The 15,405-nt window shown below is 70.9% G+C and carries 12 protein-coding genes and 1 riboswitch; of the genes, 7 read left to right on the forward strand and 5 right to left on the reverse strand.

From position 1 onward, the window contains the following. Positions 1 to 87 precede the first annotated feature (87 nt). Positions 88 to 1,374 (reverse strand): extracellular solute-binding protein, encoded by a 1,287-nt coding sequence (locus ACFY1T_RS00880; RefSeq protein WP_030859358.1) that lies wholly within the window; start codon positions 1,372 to 1,374, stop codon positions 88 to 90. Positions 1,375 to 1,660: 286 nt separating this feature from the next. On the opposite strand from ACFY1T_RS00880, the gene ACFY1T_RS00885 reads away from it, so the two are divergent. From ACFY1T_RS00885 to ACFY1T_RS00915, 7 genes are all read left to right on the forward strand, one after another. Beyond that, entirely contained in the window at positions 1,661 to 2,425 is a 765-nt protein-coding gene (locus tag ACFY1T_RS00885) for a GntR family transcriptional regulator (RefSeq protein ID WP_030153577.1), read from the forward strand. 173 nt (positions 2,426 to 2,598) lie between these two features. Next, positions 2,599 to 3,024 (forward strand): zinc ribbon domain-containing protein, encoded by a 426-nt coding sequence (locus tag ACFY1T_RS00890; RefSeq protein WP_390786440.1) that lies wholly within the window; start codon positions 2,599 to 2,601, stop codon positions 3,022 to 3,024. Positions 3,025 to 3,146: 122 nt separating this feature from the next. Further along, complete coding sequence (locus ACFY1T_RS00895) at positions 3,147 to 5,300, forward strand: carbon starvation CstA family protein (protein ID WP_390786441.1); 2,154 nt, start codon at positions 3,147 to 3,149, stop codon at positions 5,298 to 5,300. Further along, on the forward strand, positions 5,297 to 5,494 hold the full coding sequence (locus ACFY1T_RS00900; RefSeq protein ID WP_390786442.1) for a CstA-like transporter-associated (seleno)protein: 198 nt from the start codon (positions 5,297 to 5,299) through the stop codon (positions 5,492 to 5,494). The genes ACFY1T_RS00895 and ACFY1T_RS00900 overlap by 4 nt, the downstream gene beginning before the upstream one ends. A 191-nt stretch (positions 5,495 to 5,685) precedes the next feature. Further along, a complete protein-coding gene (locus ACFY1T_RS00905; protein ID WP_390786443.1) occupies positions 5,686 to 6,186 on the forward strand; it encodes a GNAT family N-acetyltransferase in 501 nt (166 codons plus the stop codon). 34 nt (positions 6,187 to 6,220) lie between these two features. Further along, positions 6,221 to 6,362: riboswitch (cobalamin riboswitch) on the forward strand. 138 nt (positions 6,363 to 6,500) lie between these two features. After that, positions 6,501 to 8,909 (forward strand): ribonucleoside-diphosphate reductase subunit alpha, encoded by a 2,409-nt coding sequence (locus ACFY1T_RS00910; protein WP_390786444.1) that lies wholly within the window; start codon positions 6,501 to 6,503, stop codon positions 8,907 to 8,909. Further along, positions 8,909 to 9,925, forward strand: coding sequence for a ribonucleotide-diphosphate reductase subunit beta (locus ACFY1T_RS00915; protein ID WP_030859367.1), 1,017 nt, complete (start codon positions 8,909 to 8,911; stop codon positions 9,923 to 9,925). Before ACFY1T_RS00910 ends, ACFY1T_RS00915 begins: the two co-directional genes overlap by 1 nt. Positions 9,926 to 10,036: 111 nt before the next feature. Here ACFY1T_RS00915 and ACFY1T_RS00920 read toward each other — a convergent pair whose 3' ends face one another. From ACFY1T_RS00920 to ACFY1T_RS00935, 4 genes are all read right to left on the reverse strand, one after another. Next, the gene (locus ACFY1T_RS00920) at positions 10,037 to 12,598 is read right to left on the reverse strand and encodes an FtsX-like permease family protein (RefSeq protein WP_390786445.1); all 2,562 of its coding nucleotides are present in this window, start codon (positions 12,596 to 12,598) and stop codon (positions 10,037 to 10,039) included. After that, positions 12,598 to 13,386 carry an ABC transporter ATP-binding protein gene (locus ACFY1T_RS00925; RefSeq protein WP_030859371.1) on the reverse strand — a complete coding sequence of 263 codons (789 nt, stop codon included), beginning with the start codon at positions 13,384 to 13,386 and terminating at the stop codon, positions 12,598 to 12,600. The genes ACFY1T_RS00920 and ACFY1T_RS00925 overlap by 1 nt, the downstream gene beginning before the upstream one ends. Before the next feature lie 229 nt (positions 13,387 to 13,615). Then, positions 13,616 to 14,251 carry a peptide deformylase gene (gene def / locus ACFY1T_RS00930; protein WP_390786446.1) on the reverse strand — a complete coding sequence of 212 codons (636 nt, stop codon included), beginning with the start codon at positions 14,249 to 14,251 and terminating at the stop codon, positions 13,616 to 13,618. Between the two features lie 65 nt (positions 14,252 to 14,316). Further along, positions 14,317 to 15,327: a hypothetical protein gene (locus tag ACFY1T_RS00935; RefSeq protein ID WP_030859375.1), complete on the reverse strand. Its 1,011-nt coding sequence runs from the start codon at positions 15,325 to 15,327 to the stop codon at positions 14,317 to 14,319. Positions 15,328 to 15,405: the final 78 nt, after the last annotated feature.

The following is a 15,405-nucleotide window of genomic DNA, read 5'->3' on the forward strand; positions in this document are numbered from 1 at the left end:
TGCGGTCGGGCGTCGCACAGGTCTGTCAATGCGCGACCGGGGGTGCGGCGGGCGCGTGGGCGCCGGCCGCACCCCCGGTGCTACGTGCTACTTGTTGATGCGGCTCGCGATTTCCTTGTCCGCGTCCGCGCCCGCCTTGGCGGCGTCCTCACCCTTCAGGACCTTGGTCATGAACTCCTTGAGCGGGTTGGGCTCGGTCTCGACGTTCGCCCAGCCCGGGGTGACCGGGGTGATGCGGCCGTTGACGCCGCCCTTGCCCATGGCCTCGGCGAAGGAGCCCGCGGCCGGGGTGAAGTTCGCGCCGGCCTGGTTCGGGAGCAGCGCGCCCTTGGTCTCGGCGGCGTACTTCGTCATCTGGTCCTTGCCGGCGGCCAGCGCCAGCCACTCCTTGGCGAGCTCCTTGTTCTTGGAGCGCTCGGCGACGGCGAGGTTCGAGCCGCCGAGGAAGACGGTGCCCGGCTTGTCGGCCGTCTTGCCCGGGATCGGGAAGTAGCCGAAGTCGGCTTCCTTGCCCGCGTCCTTCAGGGCCTTCTCCGCACCGCCGGCCTCCCAGCCGAGACCGATCCAGGAGGAGACGCCGCCCTTGGGAACGACGTCGGTGGACTGCTGCGGGGTGGCCTCGTCCTTGTCCTTGGGGGCGGTGGAGAACGCCTGGAGCTTCTTGTAGAACTCCATCGCGGACGCGGCCTGGGGGGTGCCGAGGCCGCCCTTCCACTTGCCGCCGTCCTTGACGGCGAGGTCGCCGCCCTCGTCCCAGATGAAGCCGGCGAGGACGTACCAGCTCTGGCCGGGGAGGTAGATCGGCTGCGAGGCGGGGTCCGCGGCCTTCAGCTTCTCGAGGCCGGCGATCCACTCGTCGCGGGTGGTCGGCGGGGTGACGCCGGCCTTGGCGTAGGCCTTCTTGTCGTACACGACGACGCGGTTGGCCGCGTACCAGGGGGCGGAGTAGAGCTTGCCGTCGTACTCGGCCGAGGCGAGCATGCTCTTCTGCCAGGCGTCGGCGCCGAGCTTGGCCTTGTCCTTGGTCAGGTCGGCGAGGCCGCCGGTGACGGCGTAGCCCGCGGTCTGGGTGTTGCCGAGCTCGAGGACGTCCGGCGGGGTGTTCTCGGAGAGGGCGGTCGTGACCTTCTCCTGGATGCCCTTCCACTGCTGCTCTTCGACCTTTACCGTGACACCCGGGTGCTTGGCCGAGAACTCGGCGTTGACGGCGTCGATCCAGGCCTTCGGGGCGGAGCCGTCCATCACCCAGACGGTGATCTCCTTGGCGCCGCCGGCGTCGGTCTTGCCCTTGTCGTCGCCGTCGTTGCCACCGCACGCCGCGAGGCCGATCACCATGCCCGCGACTCCGACCGCCGCGATGAGCTTGCGCTTCACGCCACCCTCCTCAGGGATGCTCTGCACTTCCCTCGCCCGCCGCGGTGACGTACCAAGTACTGCCCGTGGGGCCGGGATCTGATCCATATTGGTTTAGACCAGTAACCGGAGCTTGGCCTAGACCTTTAGGGGTGTCAAGGGTCTAATGAGCGGGTGATCGGTCCGTTACCGGACCGACACCTGGGGGAGGGAGGAGGCCTGTCCTCCCACCCGTGTCACGATGTGACCGCACATATCGGAGGAGCCGGTGACGGCAGCGAAACTGGAGTCGGGAAGGCGGGCGACGATGTCCACCGAAGGGGCGACCACCGAGCCGGAAGGCGGGGCGGCCACTCGCACGGCGCGGGTGCCCAAGTACTACCGACTCAAGCGGCACTTGCTCGACATGACCGAGACACTGCCCCCGGGCACGCCGGTACCGCCGGAGCGCACGCTCGCGGCCGAATTCGACACCTCCCGGACCACCGTGCGCCAGGCTCTCCAGGAGCTCGTCGTCGAGGGACGGCTGGAGCGCATCCAGGGCAAGGGCACCTTCGTCGCGAAACCGAAGGTCTCCCAGCCCCTCCAACTGTCCTCGTACACGGAGGACATGCGGGCCCAGGGGCTGGAGCCCACCTCCCAACTCCTCGACATCGGCTACGTGACGGCCGACGACACCCTGGCCGGCCTCCTCAAGATCGCCACGGGCGGCCGCGTGCTGCGCATCGAGCGGCTGCGCCTCGCGAGCGGCGAGCCGATGGCGATCGAGACCACGCACCTCTCGGCCAAGCGCTTCCCCGCGCTGCGCCGGTCCCTGGCGAAGTACACCTCCCTCTACACGGCGCTGGCCGAGGTGTACGACGTACGGCTCGCGGAGGCCGAGGAGACGATCGAGACCTCCCTCGCCACTCCGCGCGAGGCGGGCCTGCTGGGCACCGACGTCGGCCTGCCGATGCTGATGCTCTCCCGCCACTCCCTCGACGCCGACGGCGAACCCGTCGAGTGGGTCCGCTCGGTGTACCGCGGCGATCGCTACAAGTTTGTCGCGCGGCTCCAGCGCCCTGCCGTCTGACGCAGCGGCGGCCACGGTGCATGCGGACGGGCCCCGCCTGACACAGGCGGATCGGTCCGTCCGATCCCACCCCGCACCATTCGACCTGAGGATCAGGTGGTGTCGTCCGCTGCCGGCCGCACCGTCTTCCCTCACGGTGCCGAAAGACTCGGCCGGTCGGTATTTCGCACGTTTTGTGGTCGAGACCGATACCGAGCACCTGCCTCGGACCGGCACAGAGGTCGGGGCCGACCGCGCGGATCTGCCCTGCCTGTGGCCACCGGGACGGCCCGGAACCGCTGCACATCCGGGAATGGCTCTGCCCGGCATGTGGCGCGGTCCACGACCGTGACGGCAACGCTGCGTCCAACACCCTGGCCGCCGGGCGGGCGGACGGGAAGAACGCCTCGTGGAGCGTGGGCGGGACCGAGGCGCGAGCCCCGGCGCCGCGCGATGAAGCGGGAAGCCCGGACCGCACGGACCCAGGGTCGCGTCAAAAGTTCGTCGCTCGACTCTGGGCCAGGCCAACTGATCCGTGCTTGACTCTCGTTCCGCTATGCGGACGGGGGCTTACGTTCACCGGGCGGGCCCCCGTAGATTCCCTGCGCTTACGCAGATGATCAACGAGGGGACGAGGATCATGCCGGAACCGGAAGCAACAGGTACAGAACGGAACGCGGCGAGTCCGGGCACAGCGGCGGACTCGCCTTCCGCGCCGCGGAACCCGGGGGCGTCGGGGGGCATGAGCCCGAAGTCCGTCGCCGTCTGGGTCCTCGTCGCGCTCATCGGGGCCCTCGGCTGGGGCATCCTCGCCCTCTCGCGCGGCGAGGAGATCTCGGCCGCCTGGCTGCTCGCCGCCGCGCTGGGCTCGTACGCCATCGGCTACCGCTTCTACGCGCGCTTCATCTCCGACCGGGTCCTGAAGGTCGACAAGACGCGGGCCACCCCCGCCGAACGCCTTGACAACGGTGTCGACTTCCACCCCACCGACCGCCGCGTGCTGTTCGGCCACCACTTCGCGGCCGTCGCCGGCGCCGGCCCGCTGGTCGGCCCCGTGCTCGCCGCGCAGATGGGCTACCTGCCGGGCACCATCTGGATCGTCGCGGGCGTCATCTTCGCGGGCGCCGTCCAGGACATGGTCACCCTCTTCTTCTCCACCCGCCGCGACGGCCGCTCGCTCGGCCAGATGGCGCGGGACGAGATCGGCCCGGTCGGCGGAGCCGCCGCCCTGGTCGCCGTGTTCGCCATCATGATCATCCTGCTGGCCGTGCTCGCCCTGGTCATCGTCAACGCCCTGGCGCACTCCCCCTGGGGCGTCTTCTCCATCGGCATGACCATCCCGATCGCCCTCTTCATGGGCTTCTACCTGCGCGTGCTGCGCCCGGGCCGGGTCACCGAGATCTCCGTCATCGGCGTCGCGCTGCTGCTGCTCGCCATCGTCGCGGGCGGCTGGGTCGCCGACTCCTCGCTGGCGAGCACCTTCACGCTGGAGAAGGAGACGCTGGTCCTCTGGATGGTGGCGTACGGGTTCGTCGCCTCGGTGCTGCCGGTGTGGATGCTCCTCGCACCCCGCGACTACCTCTCCACCTTCATGAAGGTGGGCACCATCGCACTGCTCGCCGTGGGCGTGGTCGTCGCCATGCCGACCCTGAAGATGCCCGCGGTCACCGACTTCGCCGCCCGCGGGGACGGGCCGGTGTTCGCCGGGTCGATGTTCCCGTTCGTCTTCATCACCATCGCCTGCGGGGCGCTGTCCGGGTTCCACGCGCTGGTCTCCTCGGGCACGACCCCGAAGATGATCCAGAAGGAGACCCAGGTCCGGGTCATCGGCTACGGCGCGATGCTGACCGAGTCCTTCGTCGCCGTCATGGCGATCATCGCGGCCTGCATCATCGAGCCCGGCCTGTTCTTCGCGGTCAACTCCCCCGCCGGTGTCGTCGGCACCACGGTCGAGACCGCCTCACAGGCCGTGACGAACTTCGGCTTCGCCATCTCGCCCGAGTTCCTCGCACAGGCCGCGAAGGACGTGGAGGAGGCCAGCCTGCTGTCCCGTACGGGCGGCGCGCCCACGTTCGCACTCGGGATGTCGGAGATCTTCTCGTCCGTGGTGGGCGGCTCCGGGATGAAGGCGTTCTGGTACCACTTCGCCATCATGTTCGAGGCCCTGTTCATCCTCACCACCCTCGACGCGGGCACCCGGGTCGGCCGGTTCATGCTCCAGGACACCCTCGGCAACGTGCACAAGTCCTTCAAGGACGTCAGCTGGAAGCCGGGCGTGTGGCTGGCGAGCGCGGTGGTCGTGGGCGGCTGGGGCTACTTCCTGTGGGTCGGCATCAAGGACCCGCTGGGCGGCATCAACCAGCTGTTCCCGCTGTTCGGGATCGCGAACCAGCTGCTGGCGGCGGTGGCGCTGGCCGTCTGCACCACGCTGCTGGTCAAGTCCGGCCGGCTCAAGTGGGCCTGGGTGACCGGCGTCCCGCTGGCCTGGGACGTGGCCGTCACGCTGACCGCGAGCTACCAGAAGGTGTTCTCCGACGACGTGAAGGTCGGCTTCTTCGCGCAGCGCGACAAGTACCAGACAGGGATCGACGCCGGGAAGGTCCTGCCGCCCGCCAAGAACATGGGCGAGATGCACACGATCGTCACGAACGCCACGGTCGACGGCGTGCTGTCGGCGCTGTTCGCGGCCTTGATCGTCATCGTGCTGCTGGACGCGGCGCGGACCTGCCTGAAGGCCGCCGGCAACCCGGAGGCGGTCAGGCTGTCCGAGGTCCCGTGGACCGAGTCGAAGATCATCGCCCCGGCCGGGCTCATCGCGACGCCCGAGGAGCGGGCGGAGCTCGCCGCCGCCGGCTTGGACTCGGGCGGCGGCCGCGTGAAGGAGCCGGTGGCGTGAGCGGGGTCCGCGCGGCGCTGGCGAAGGCGCGCTTCTTCGTACGGGAGTTCTCGGGCGAGGCGGCGTACGAGCGCTACGTCGCGCACGCCCGGACGCACGACCCGGACGCGCGGGTCATGACCCGCCGCGCCTTCGAACGCGCCCGTACGGACTCCCGCGAGGCGGACCCCCGCGAGGGCTTCCGCTGCTGCTGAGCCCTGACTCGCCGAAGGGCCCCGCCGACCGGGCGGGGCCCTTCGGCGTTCTCGGCGCACCCGGTCCCCGACCTCTCGGGCAGCCACCCGCGCCACGGCTTCGAAGTCCTCGGTCGGCATGTGGGGCCGGTCGCTCGTCACGGTCCGACGATGGCGCCGGGCACCGACGGCCGTCCGGCACACTCGACCGCATGGACATCGTGATCAGGGAAGCGCTGGCGGCGGAGTACGGGACGCTCGGGGAGATCACCGCGCAGGCCTACCTCGGGGACGGGCTGCTCACCTTCGGCGAGGACGATCCGTACCTCGCACGGCTGCGCGACGTGGCCGGGCGCGCCGCCGACGGGGTGATACTCGTCGCCGCGACGGGCGACGGCCGGCTCCTCGGCGGGGTGGCCTTCGCCGCGCCCGGGAGCCCGCTGTGCGACATCGCCGGACCCGGCGAGGCCGAGTTCCGGATGCTGGCCGTCGCCCGGGAAGGCCGCGGGCGGGGTGCCGGGGAGGCTCTGGTGCGGGCCTGCGCGGACCGCGCCCGGGCCGTCGCGGGCGTGCGGCGCCTCGTGCTGTCCACCACGGACGAGATGGTGGGAGCCCACCGGATCTACGAACGGCTCGGTTTCGTGCGCACGCCGGAACGGGACTGGGAGCCCGTCCCCGGCCTCCCTCTGCGCACGTACGGTCTCGAACTGTAGCCACGCCGACACAACATCTAGGGGGTCGCACATGAAGGGGCCCCCACATGTATGCTCGTCCTCGCTGTCGTCGCAGGGGAATCCGGTGTGAATCCGGAACTGTCCCGCAACGGTATGAAGTACACCCATTGGTGTCACCGCAAGTCCGATGACCTGCCGACAGTGCGCCCGGCTCGACCGAACCGGGTGTCGATACGTCCGGGCCTCGCGGTTGGGCCGGTGGACGCCGCGCGGTGCTGCCCCGTCATGCCCGCGCGCGCCCGCTCGCGCCGCACCGCAGGTGTCCCGGAGCCGAGCGAGGGAGAGCTCCCCCCGTGACCATCGCGCCTTCCGCACCGCGCGCCGAGTCCGACCCGTCCGACACCGGAATCGAGACCGGGGGACCTGGGGCCGCACTGCTGCGTACCCTCACCGAGCTGACGGCCGACCTCCCCGACACCGACCCGGGCCGGGTCGCCGCCGCCGCGCTCCGCGGGCGCAGCGCCGCCGCCGACGAGGCCGAACTGCGCGGGCTGGCCACGGAGGCCGCGGCCGGTCTGATCTCCGAGGACCCGGCGTACTCCCGCCTCGCCGCCCGGCTGCTGACGCTGGCCGTCGCCGAGGAAGCCGCCGGCCAGGGGGCCACCTCCTTCTCCGCCTCCGTCGCGGTGGGCCACCGCGAGGGCCTGATCGCGGACCGCACCGCCGAGTTCGTGGCGCTGCACGCGAACCGCCTGGACGCGCTGGTCGAACACACGCTGGCCGAGGGCGCCGACGACCGCTTCGGCTTCTTCGGTCTGCGCACCCTGCACAGCCGCTACCTGCTGCGTCACCCGATCACCCGCCAGGTGATCGAGACCCCGCAGCACTTCATGCTCCGCGTGGCCTGCGGCCTCGCCGAGAACGACAGCGTCCAGGCCGTCGAGGAAGTGGCCTCGCTCTACCGGCTGATGAGCCGCCTCGACTACCTGCCGTCCTCCCCCACGCTCTTCAACTCCGGCACCCGGCACCCGCAGATGTCCTCCTGCTACCTGCTGGACTCCCCGCTGGACGAGCTCGACTCGATCTACGACCGCTACCACCAGGTCGCGCGTCTGTCGAAGCACGCCGGCGGCATCGGTCTCTCATACTCGCGCATCCGCGCCCGCGGTTCGCTGATCCGCGGCACGAACGGCCACTCCAACGGCATCGTGCCGTTCCTGAAGACCCTCGACGCCTCCGTCGCCGCCGTGAACCAGGGCGGCCGCCGCAAGGGCGCCGCCGCGGTCTACCTGGAGACCTGGCACGCGGACATCGAGGAGTTCCTGGAGCTCCGCGACAACACGGGCGAGGACCAGCGCCGTACGCACAACCTGAACCTGGCGCACTGGGTGCCGGACGAGTTCATGCGCCGCGTGAACGCGGACGCCGAATGGTCGCTGTTCTCCCCGGCCGACGTGCCCGAGCTGGTCGACCTGTGGGGCGACGAGTTCGACGCCGCGTACCACAAGGCCGAGGCCGCGGGCCTGGCCCGCAAGACCATGCCCGCCCGCGACCTGTACGGCCGGATGATGCGCACCCTCGCGCAGACCGGCCAGGGCTGGATGACCTTCAAGGACGCCTCCAACCGCACGGCGAACCAGACCGCCGAGCCGGGCACCGTCGTCCACTCCTCGAACCTGTGCACCGAGATCATCGAGGTCACCAACGACGGCGAGACCGCCGTCTGCAACCTGGGCTCGGTCAACCTGGGCGCGTTCGTCCTCACCGAGACCGGTGAGATCGACTGGGAGCGGCTGGACGAGACCGTCCGTACGGCCGTCACCTTCCTCGACCGCGTCGTGGACATCAACTTCTACCCGACCGAGCAGGCGGGCCGCTCCAACGCCCGCTGGCGTCCGGTGGGTCTGGGCGCGATGGGCCTGCAGGACGTCTTCTTCAAGCTGAAGCTGCCGTTCGACTCCCCCGAGGCGAAGGCGCTGTCCACCAAGCTCTCCGAGCGCATCATGCTGGCCGCGTACGAGGCCTCCTGCGACCTCGCCGAGCGCAGCGGACCGCTCCCCGCCTGGGAGCAGACCCGCACCGCCCGCGGCGTCCTGCACCCGGACCACTACGACGTCGAGCTGAACTGGCCCGAGCGCTGGGACGCGCTGCGCGCCCGCGTCGCGAAGTCCGGCATGCGCAACTCGCTGCTGCTGGCCATCGCGCCGACGGCGACGATCGCCTCGATCGCCGGCGTGTACGAGTGCATCGAGCCGCAGGTCTCCAACCTCTTCAAGCGCGAGACGCTGAGCGGTGAGTTCCTCCAGGTCAACGGCTACCTGGTGGAGGAGCTGAAGAAGCTCGGCGTGTGGGACGCCCAGACCCGCGAGGCGCTGCGCGACTCGTCCGGCTCCGTCCAGGGCTTCGGCTGGATCCCGGCCGAGGTGCGCGAGCTGTACCGCACGGCGTGGGAGATCCCGCAGCGCGGTCTGATCGACATGGCGGCGGCCCGTACGCCGTACCTCGACCAGTCGCAGTCGCTGAACCTGTTCCTGGAGACGCCGACCATCGGGAAGCTGTCCTCGATGTACGCGTACGCCTGGAAGCAGGGCCTGAAGACCACGTACTACCTGCGCTCGCGCCCGGCGACGAAGATCGCCCGCGCCGCGCAGGCGGCCGCCCCCGCGGCGCTCCCCCTGGCCGACGCCGCCGCCGAGGCCGCGGCCGCGGAAGCGCTGGCCTGCTCCCTTGAGAACCCCGAGTCCTGCGAGGCCTGCCAGTAATGAGCTCCACCGACAAGAAGAACCTGCTCGACCCGGGCTTCGAGCTGACTCTCCGCCCCATGCGCTACCCGGACTTCTACGAGCGCTACCGGGACGCGATCAAGAACACCTGGACCGTCGAGGAGGTCGACCTCCACTCGGACGTCGCCGACCTGGCGAAGCTGACGCCGGCCGAGCAGCACATGATCGGCCGTCTGGTCGCGTTCTTCGCGACGGGTGACTCGATCGTCTCGAACAACCTGGTGCTGACGCTCTACAAGCACATCAACTCCCCGGAGGCGCGCCTGTACCTGTCGCGCCAGCTGTTCGAGGAGGCCGTGCACGTCCAGTTCTACCTGACGCTGCTCGACACCTACCTGCCCGACCCGGACGACCGCGCGGCCGCCTTCGACGCCGTCGAGGAGATCCCGTCGATCCGCGAGAAGGCGCAGTTCTGCTTCAAGTGGATCAACGAGGTCGAGAAGCTGGACCGGCTGGAGACGCAGGCCGACCGCCGCCGCTTCCTGCTGAACCTGATCTGCTTCGCGGCGTGCATCGAGGGTCTGTTCTTCTACGGCGCCTTCGCCTACGTGTACTGGTTCCGCTCGCGCGGTCTGCTGCACGGCCTCGCCACCGGCACCAACTGGGTGTTCCGCGACGAGACCATGCACATGAACTTCGCGTTCGAGGTCGTGGACACCGTCCGCAAGGAGGAGCCGGAGCTCTTCGACGACGCGCTCCAGCAGCAGGTCACGGACATGCTGAAGGAGGCCGTCGAGGCCGAGCTCCAGTTCGGCCGCGACCTGTGCGGTGACGGCCTGCCGGGCATGAACACCGAGTCGATGCGCGAGTACCTGGAGTGCGTGGCGGACCAGCGCCTGGTCCGCCTCGGCTTCCCGCCGGTGTACGGCTCGCAGAACCCGTTCTCCTTCATGGAGCTGCAGGGCGTCCAGGAGCTGACGAACTTCTTCGAGCGCCGCCCGTCGGCCTACCAGGTCGCGGTCGAGGGCACCGTCGACCTGGACGAGGACTTCTAGTCCGCACGGTCCGCACGTACGGACGAACGGCGGCTGCGCCCGGCCTGGTGCCGGGCGCAGCCGCCGTTCGCGTGGTCGGCGCTGCTGCCGGGGACGGAGCGATGCGGTGGCTCAGTCCGCCGCTCGCGCCGCCTCGATCGGGCGGATCTTCAGGGCCGCCCACGTGGGGGCCAGGGTGGCGCCCACGGTGATCGCGGTCACCGTCGAGGTGATGGCCAGGTAGATCCAGATCGGCCCCGAGGGCATCAGCGAATCGGCGGCCGCGATGCTGAAGGGGATCAGGGCCGTGGCCGCGGCCACGGTGCCGAGCACGACGCCGATCGCGCTCACCAGCCCGGCTTCCACCGCCGCCATCCGCATGACCTGCGCCTTGGTGGCACCGCTGAGGCGCTGCAGGCCCAGCTCCCGGCGGCGGTTGTGGGTGGACATGATCAGACTGTTGATCACCGAGATGGCGGCGTACGCGACGATCGCCCCGCCCAGCAGGTAGTTGATCCAGGCCATCGTCTCCATGCCGGTCGAGTGCGCCTCGACCAGGGCGTCCCGGTCGACGACCGCCACGCCCGGCTGCGTCTTGGCCACGGCGGCCAGGGCTGCCGTGAGGTGCTCGCCGCCTTCGCCGGCGCGGACCAGGATCTGTCCGGGCAGCCCGTTGGTGGTGTGCGCGGCGAGGGTGTCGGCCGGCATCAGGCCCATCGGGTAGCCGTCACGGCCCTCGAAGACCGCGACGAGCCGCACCTCCAGGGTGCTGCGGTCGCCCATGCGGAGCGTGAGGCCGTCCCCGATGCCGAGCCGCAGTTCCCTGGCTTTCTGCTCGGTGAGCGCGACGGAGTTGCCGGTCAGCCCGGCCAGGTTCCCGTCGGTGGTACGGGCCGTGAGGGTCTGGGCCACGCCGTCGGCGCTGACGCCCTGGAGGGGCAGCCCCCCGTCGTCCTGGGAGGAGTCGAAGGGACGCTCCACGAAGCCGGTACTGGTGGTGTAGAGGCTGGCGCCCGCGACGCCCTTGATGTCGCGGACCCGGCTCAGCAGCTCCGGGTCGATGCCGCCGGCGGGCGCGGTGAGGACGGCGTCCGCCCGCAGGTTCTCCACGAACGCCCGCTGCGAGGCGTCGACCAGGGTCGTCTGGAGGTAGACGTTGCCGGTGGCGAACCCGACGGCGAGCATCACCGGGGTGGCCACGGCGGCCACCCGCAGGGCCCGTACCTCGGAGTTCAGCAGGGCGAGCTGCCCGTCCACACCGACGAATCGGCGCAGCGGCACGGCGAACCACCGCAGCAGGACCTTGGTGAGTCCGGGCGAGATCAGCGCGAGCCCGATCACGGCGACGATCACCCCGGGGCCGGCGGTGGCCGCGGCGATGGTGCCGTCGAAGACCATCATGGTGACCGTGGCGAGTGCGGCCGTTCCGCCCAGGAAGACGAGCGCGAAGCCGAGCCGCGTCTTCGTGAGCCACTTCTGCTGGAGTGCCGCTTCGGCCAGCGCCTCGGTGGGCTTGGCGCTCACCGCACGCCGGGCGCCGAGCCATCCGCCGAGCACCGAGGTCAGCAGCATCGCCACGGAGGCGGCGAGGGTGGGGATCCAGCCCATGCTGAACTCGACGGCGCCCGAGACGAGCCCCGCCTCGACGAGTTGGCCGAGCAGGGCCTCGCTGAGCACCGGGCCGGCCACCCAGGCGATCGCCGCGGAGACGACGGTGACCAGGAGCGTCTCGCCCAGCAGCATCCGCCGCAGCTGACCCGGCGTGGCGCCGATGGCCCGCATGAGGGCGAACTCGCGCCGGCGCTGCTGTACGGCCAGGCCGATCGTGCTGGAGACGATGAAGACGGCGACCATCGTGGCCATGCCGCCGAACACGGCGCTCATGATGATCATCTTCTGCTTGCCCGTGAGGACGAGCGGGTCCTCCACGGCGCCCCGGTCGTCGCCGGTCACGATCTGGACCGGCTGCCCGTCCAGGGCCTTGGCGATCCGGTCGCGTACGGCACCGCTGTCGGTGCCCGGCGCGACCATGACGCCGAGGGTGGCGATCGCCCCCGCGGGACGGGCCAGCCGTTCGGCCTGGCCCGTGGAGAAGAACAGGGTCGGCTCGTCCACCGTACGGCGGTTCTCCGGGCGGGCGATGCCGGACAGCCGGTACGTCGCGGTGCCGCCGCTCGCGGTGATCTGCACCTGGTCGCCGGTCTTCGCTCCGGCGGCCGCGGCGAGGGCGCTGTCGAGGACGACCTCGTCGGCGCCCTTCGGAGCGGCGCCGGAAGCCAGGCCGTACGGCGTCAGGGCCGCCGACTCCCAGCCGTGGGCCTTGGCCTTGCCCTCGGCCGGCCCCACGGGGCGGCCGTCGCGCAGGACCGCCGCTTCGAGCGTGCGCTCCGCCACCACGTCCCGGACGCCGGGGACCGCGCGGACCTTGTCCGCGAGGCCGGCGGGCAGCGGGACCTGCTCGGGAAGGACCACCGTCTCGGCGTCCTCGCCGGAGTGCGGCACCACGTACGAGCGGTTGCCGTTGACCAGCACGTCCGCCTGGGCCAGCCGCGACGGCGGGGCGTTGTTGCGCAGCGCGGTCTCCATCAGACCGCCGCAGCCCATCACGATCAGCGCGCCGAACAGCAGTGCCACGAACGTGGCGATGAAGCCGCCCATGCGGAAGCGCAGCATGCGCGCTGCCAGAGCCAGCATCAGGCGGCCCCCCGCACAGCGGCCCGCCGGCGGTCGCGCTCCCACGCGCCCAGGCGGGTCATCCGCTCGGCGACCGTGTCGGCGGTCGGCGCGTTGAGCTCGTCGATGATCCGGCCGTCGGCGAGGAAGACGACGGTGTCGGCGTACGAGGCGGCGACCGGGTCGTGCGTCACCATGATGATCGTCTGGCCGTCGGCGGACACCGACTCCCGCAGCAGCGCCAGGACTTCCGCGGCGGTCGCGGTGTCCAGCGCTCCCGTCGGCTCGTCGGCGAAGAGCACCGTCGGACGTACCGCCAGGGCGCGGGCGATGGCCACGCGCTGCTGCTGGCCGCCGGAGAGCTCCGCCGGGCGGTGGCCGGCCCGTTCGGCCAGCCCGACCCGCTCGATGACGTCCGCGACGCGGCGCCGGTCGGCCCGCTTGCCCGCGAGCTTCATCGGCAGCGTCACGTTCTGGGTGACGGTGAGGGCGGGAAGGAGGTTGAAGGCCTGGAAGACGAAGCCGATGTGCTCGCGGCGCAGCTTGGTCAACTGCGTCTCGTTCATGCCGCTCAGATCCTGGCCCGCCAGCAGGACCCGGCCCGAGGAGGGCTGGTCGAGACCGGCAGCGCAGTGCAGGAACGTGCTCTTGCCCGAACCCGACGGACCCATGACCGCCGTGAAACTGCCGGGCCGGAACCCGATGGACACGTCGCTGAGGGCGGTCGCCGCGGCGCCCCCCTTCCCGTAGACCTTGCGGACGGATTCGAGTCGAACCGCCCACCGGTCGTCGCTGTACTCCCTGGTCACTGACCACACCCCTCAACACGTTCCACAGCGGAATCGGCTTTTCCAGGAATTTACGATCCGCAGGAAGCCGCGTCACGGGAGAAGGCCGCAGTCAGGGGGTGGGGCGCACCCCCTAAGGGGCGCATAGGGGGTGCGTACTCGAGGCATTACCAGTGCTTGGTGATCACTTGGCCGGAGCCTTCCGCTCCGTCTTCCCGCAGGTCATGGGGCGACGGGGCGGGCGGGGGTGCTACGCGTTCGGGACGGTCTCGTAGCGCGGGGTGCCCTCTTCCATCTGGCGGAGGGCATCCTTGCGGTCCCGCTTCGAGAGGCGGTCGATGTACAGGTACCCGTACAGGTGGTCCGTCTCGTGCTGGAGGCAGCGCGCGAAGTAGCCCGTACCGCGGACCTTGATCGGGTTGCCCTGCGCGTCCTGGCCGGTCACCTCGGCGTAGTCCGGGCGGGCCAGCGAGGCGTAGGCCGTCGGGACCGACAGGCAGCCCTCGTTCGAGTCGTCGAGCACGCGCGAACCGGCCGGCAGCTCCACCAGCTTCGGGTTGACCACGACACCGGTGTGGCGCACACCGTCGTCGTCCGGGCAGTCGTAGACGAAGACCTTGGCGTCCACGCCGATCTGGTTCGCGGCCAGGCCCACGCCCTCGGCGGCCTTCTGGCTGGCGAACATGTCGTCGATCAGCTGCGCCAGTTCGTCACCGAACTCGGTGACGTCCTTGCACTCCTTGTGCAGCACGGGGTTGCCGACCACCGTGATCGGGCGGGCGGTGCCGCGCTCGCGGTGGGCGAGCTCGCGCGCCTCACAGTCCTCGGTGTCCACGACGTACCCGTCGTTGACGATCTCGACGACCTCGTTCTCCTGCTGCGCCATGTCCGCCGTACGCCTTCCGTAAGTCCACCCGTTCACAATGTGCCGGTACAGCCTACGGTGCCGGGTCAGCAGACCTCTTCGAGATCCCGCCATTCACGGGTGTCCGGGCTGTCCGCGACCCAGCCGTCGAGCAGTCCGCGCACCAGGCCGGGAGGCGCCGCGATCCCGCATTCGCGTTCGGGCACCCAGAGCGGGCCGGAACCGTTCGTACGGTGGCCCAAGGGTCCGGGATGCCCCGGTTCGCTGTGGTCGTGCGGGTCCAGGTGCTCCCCGTCGCCCTCGCCGCTCGGCATCACGCTCTCCGAGCAGGTCCGGCACAGCAGCCGCACCGAGGACGACCAGTCCTCGGCGGCGAAGCCCGCGTCCGAGGCCAGCTGCTCCAGCGCATCGCGGTCCTCCTCGGTGGCCGCCTCCAGCAGCACCACCCAGGTCGGCACCGGCGAGGGGGCCCACAGCTCGATCTCGTCGAAGACCGGGTAGGAGGGGCCGGCCGCGGTGACCCGCTCGCCGTGCGGGACCCCGTCGTGCAGGACGACCTCGCCCCAGCGCCGCCCCGAGGAGGGAAGCGGAATCGACAGGACCTCCATGCGGGCCGGGTCCAGCCGACGGCCCCAGACCACCTCGGCCTCCCCCTCCGGGGACAGCCGCACGGCGGCGCTGCCGAGCTCCATGCCGACCGGTTCGCCGCTGCCCTTGCCGGGGTGGGTGCCCGAGCCGTGCGGGTCCCCGGGGACCTTCAGCCCGTACGCCTGCCAGGCCCTGCGGGCCAGCGGCCAGTCCTGCAGCGCGGTCGCGGCGATCCCGACGTTCCACCAGTCCGGGGCGCCGGTCTCGCGGTCCAGCAGGGCCACGGCGCGCAGCCCCGCGGCCCGGGCCTGCTCCCAGTCGTGCCGGAACTTGTGCAGCAGGGCGAGGTTGAACCAGGACTCGGACAGCCAGGGCTCCAGGTCCGCGGCTCTGGTCAGCAGCGCACCCGCGTCCTCGTACCGCCCGTCGCCGATCAGCGTGAACGCGCGGTCGGTGGCCTGCCGCCACGAAGCGGAGGGCCGATGCCGTACCTTCCCGAAGATCCTCACGATTCCCGCCTGCCGGTCCAACGGTGCAGCCTTGCGGACACCCTCACGGACACTCCTACTGGCATCCAACCATGCCCA

This window comes from Streptomyces sp. NPDC001194 (assembly GCF_042896985.1).
Classification (GTDB): Bacteria; Actinomycetota; Actinomycetes; order Streptomycetales; family Streptomycetaceae; genus Streptomyces.

What these genes read in the sequence shown, in the direction of transcription:
- ACFY1T_RS00885 (WP_030153577.1), top strand. Translation starts at nt 1,661, where the DNA reads ATGTCCACCGAAGGGGCGACCACCGAGCCGGAAGGCGGGGCGGCCACT.
- ACFY1T_RS00895 (WP_390786441.1), top strand. Translation starts at nt 3,147, where the DNA reads ATGAGCCCGAAGTCCGTCGCCGTCTGGGTCCTCGTCGCGCTCATCGGG.
- ACFY1T_RS00905 (WP_390786443.1), top strand. Translation starts at nt 5,686, where the DNA reads ATGGACATCGTGATCAGGGAAGCGCTGGCGGCGGAGTACGGGACGCTC.
- ACFY1T_RS00915 (WP_030859367.1), top strand. Translation starts at nt 8,909, where the DNA reads ATGAGCTCCACCGACAAGAAGAACCTGCTCGACCCGGGCTTCGAGCTG.
- ACFY1T_RS00920 (WP_390786445.1), bottom strand. Translation starts at nt 12,598, where the DNA reads ATGCTGGCTCTGGCAGCGCGCATGCTGCGCTTCCGCATGGGCGGCTTC.
- def (WP_390786446.1), bottom strand. Translation starts at nt 14,251, where the DNA reads ATGGCGCAGCAGGAGAACGAGGTCGTCGAGATCGTCAACGACGGGTAC.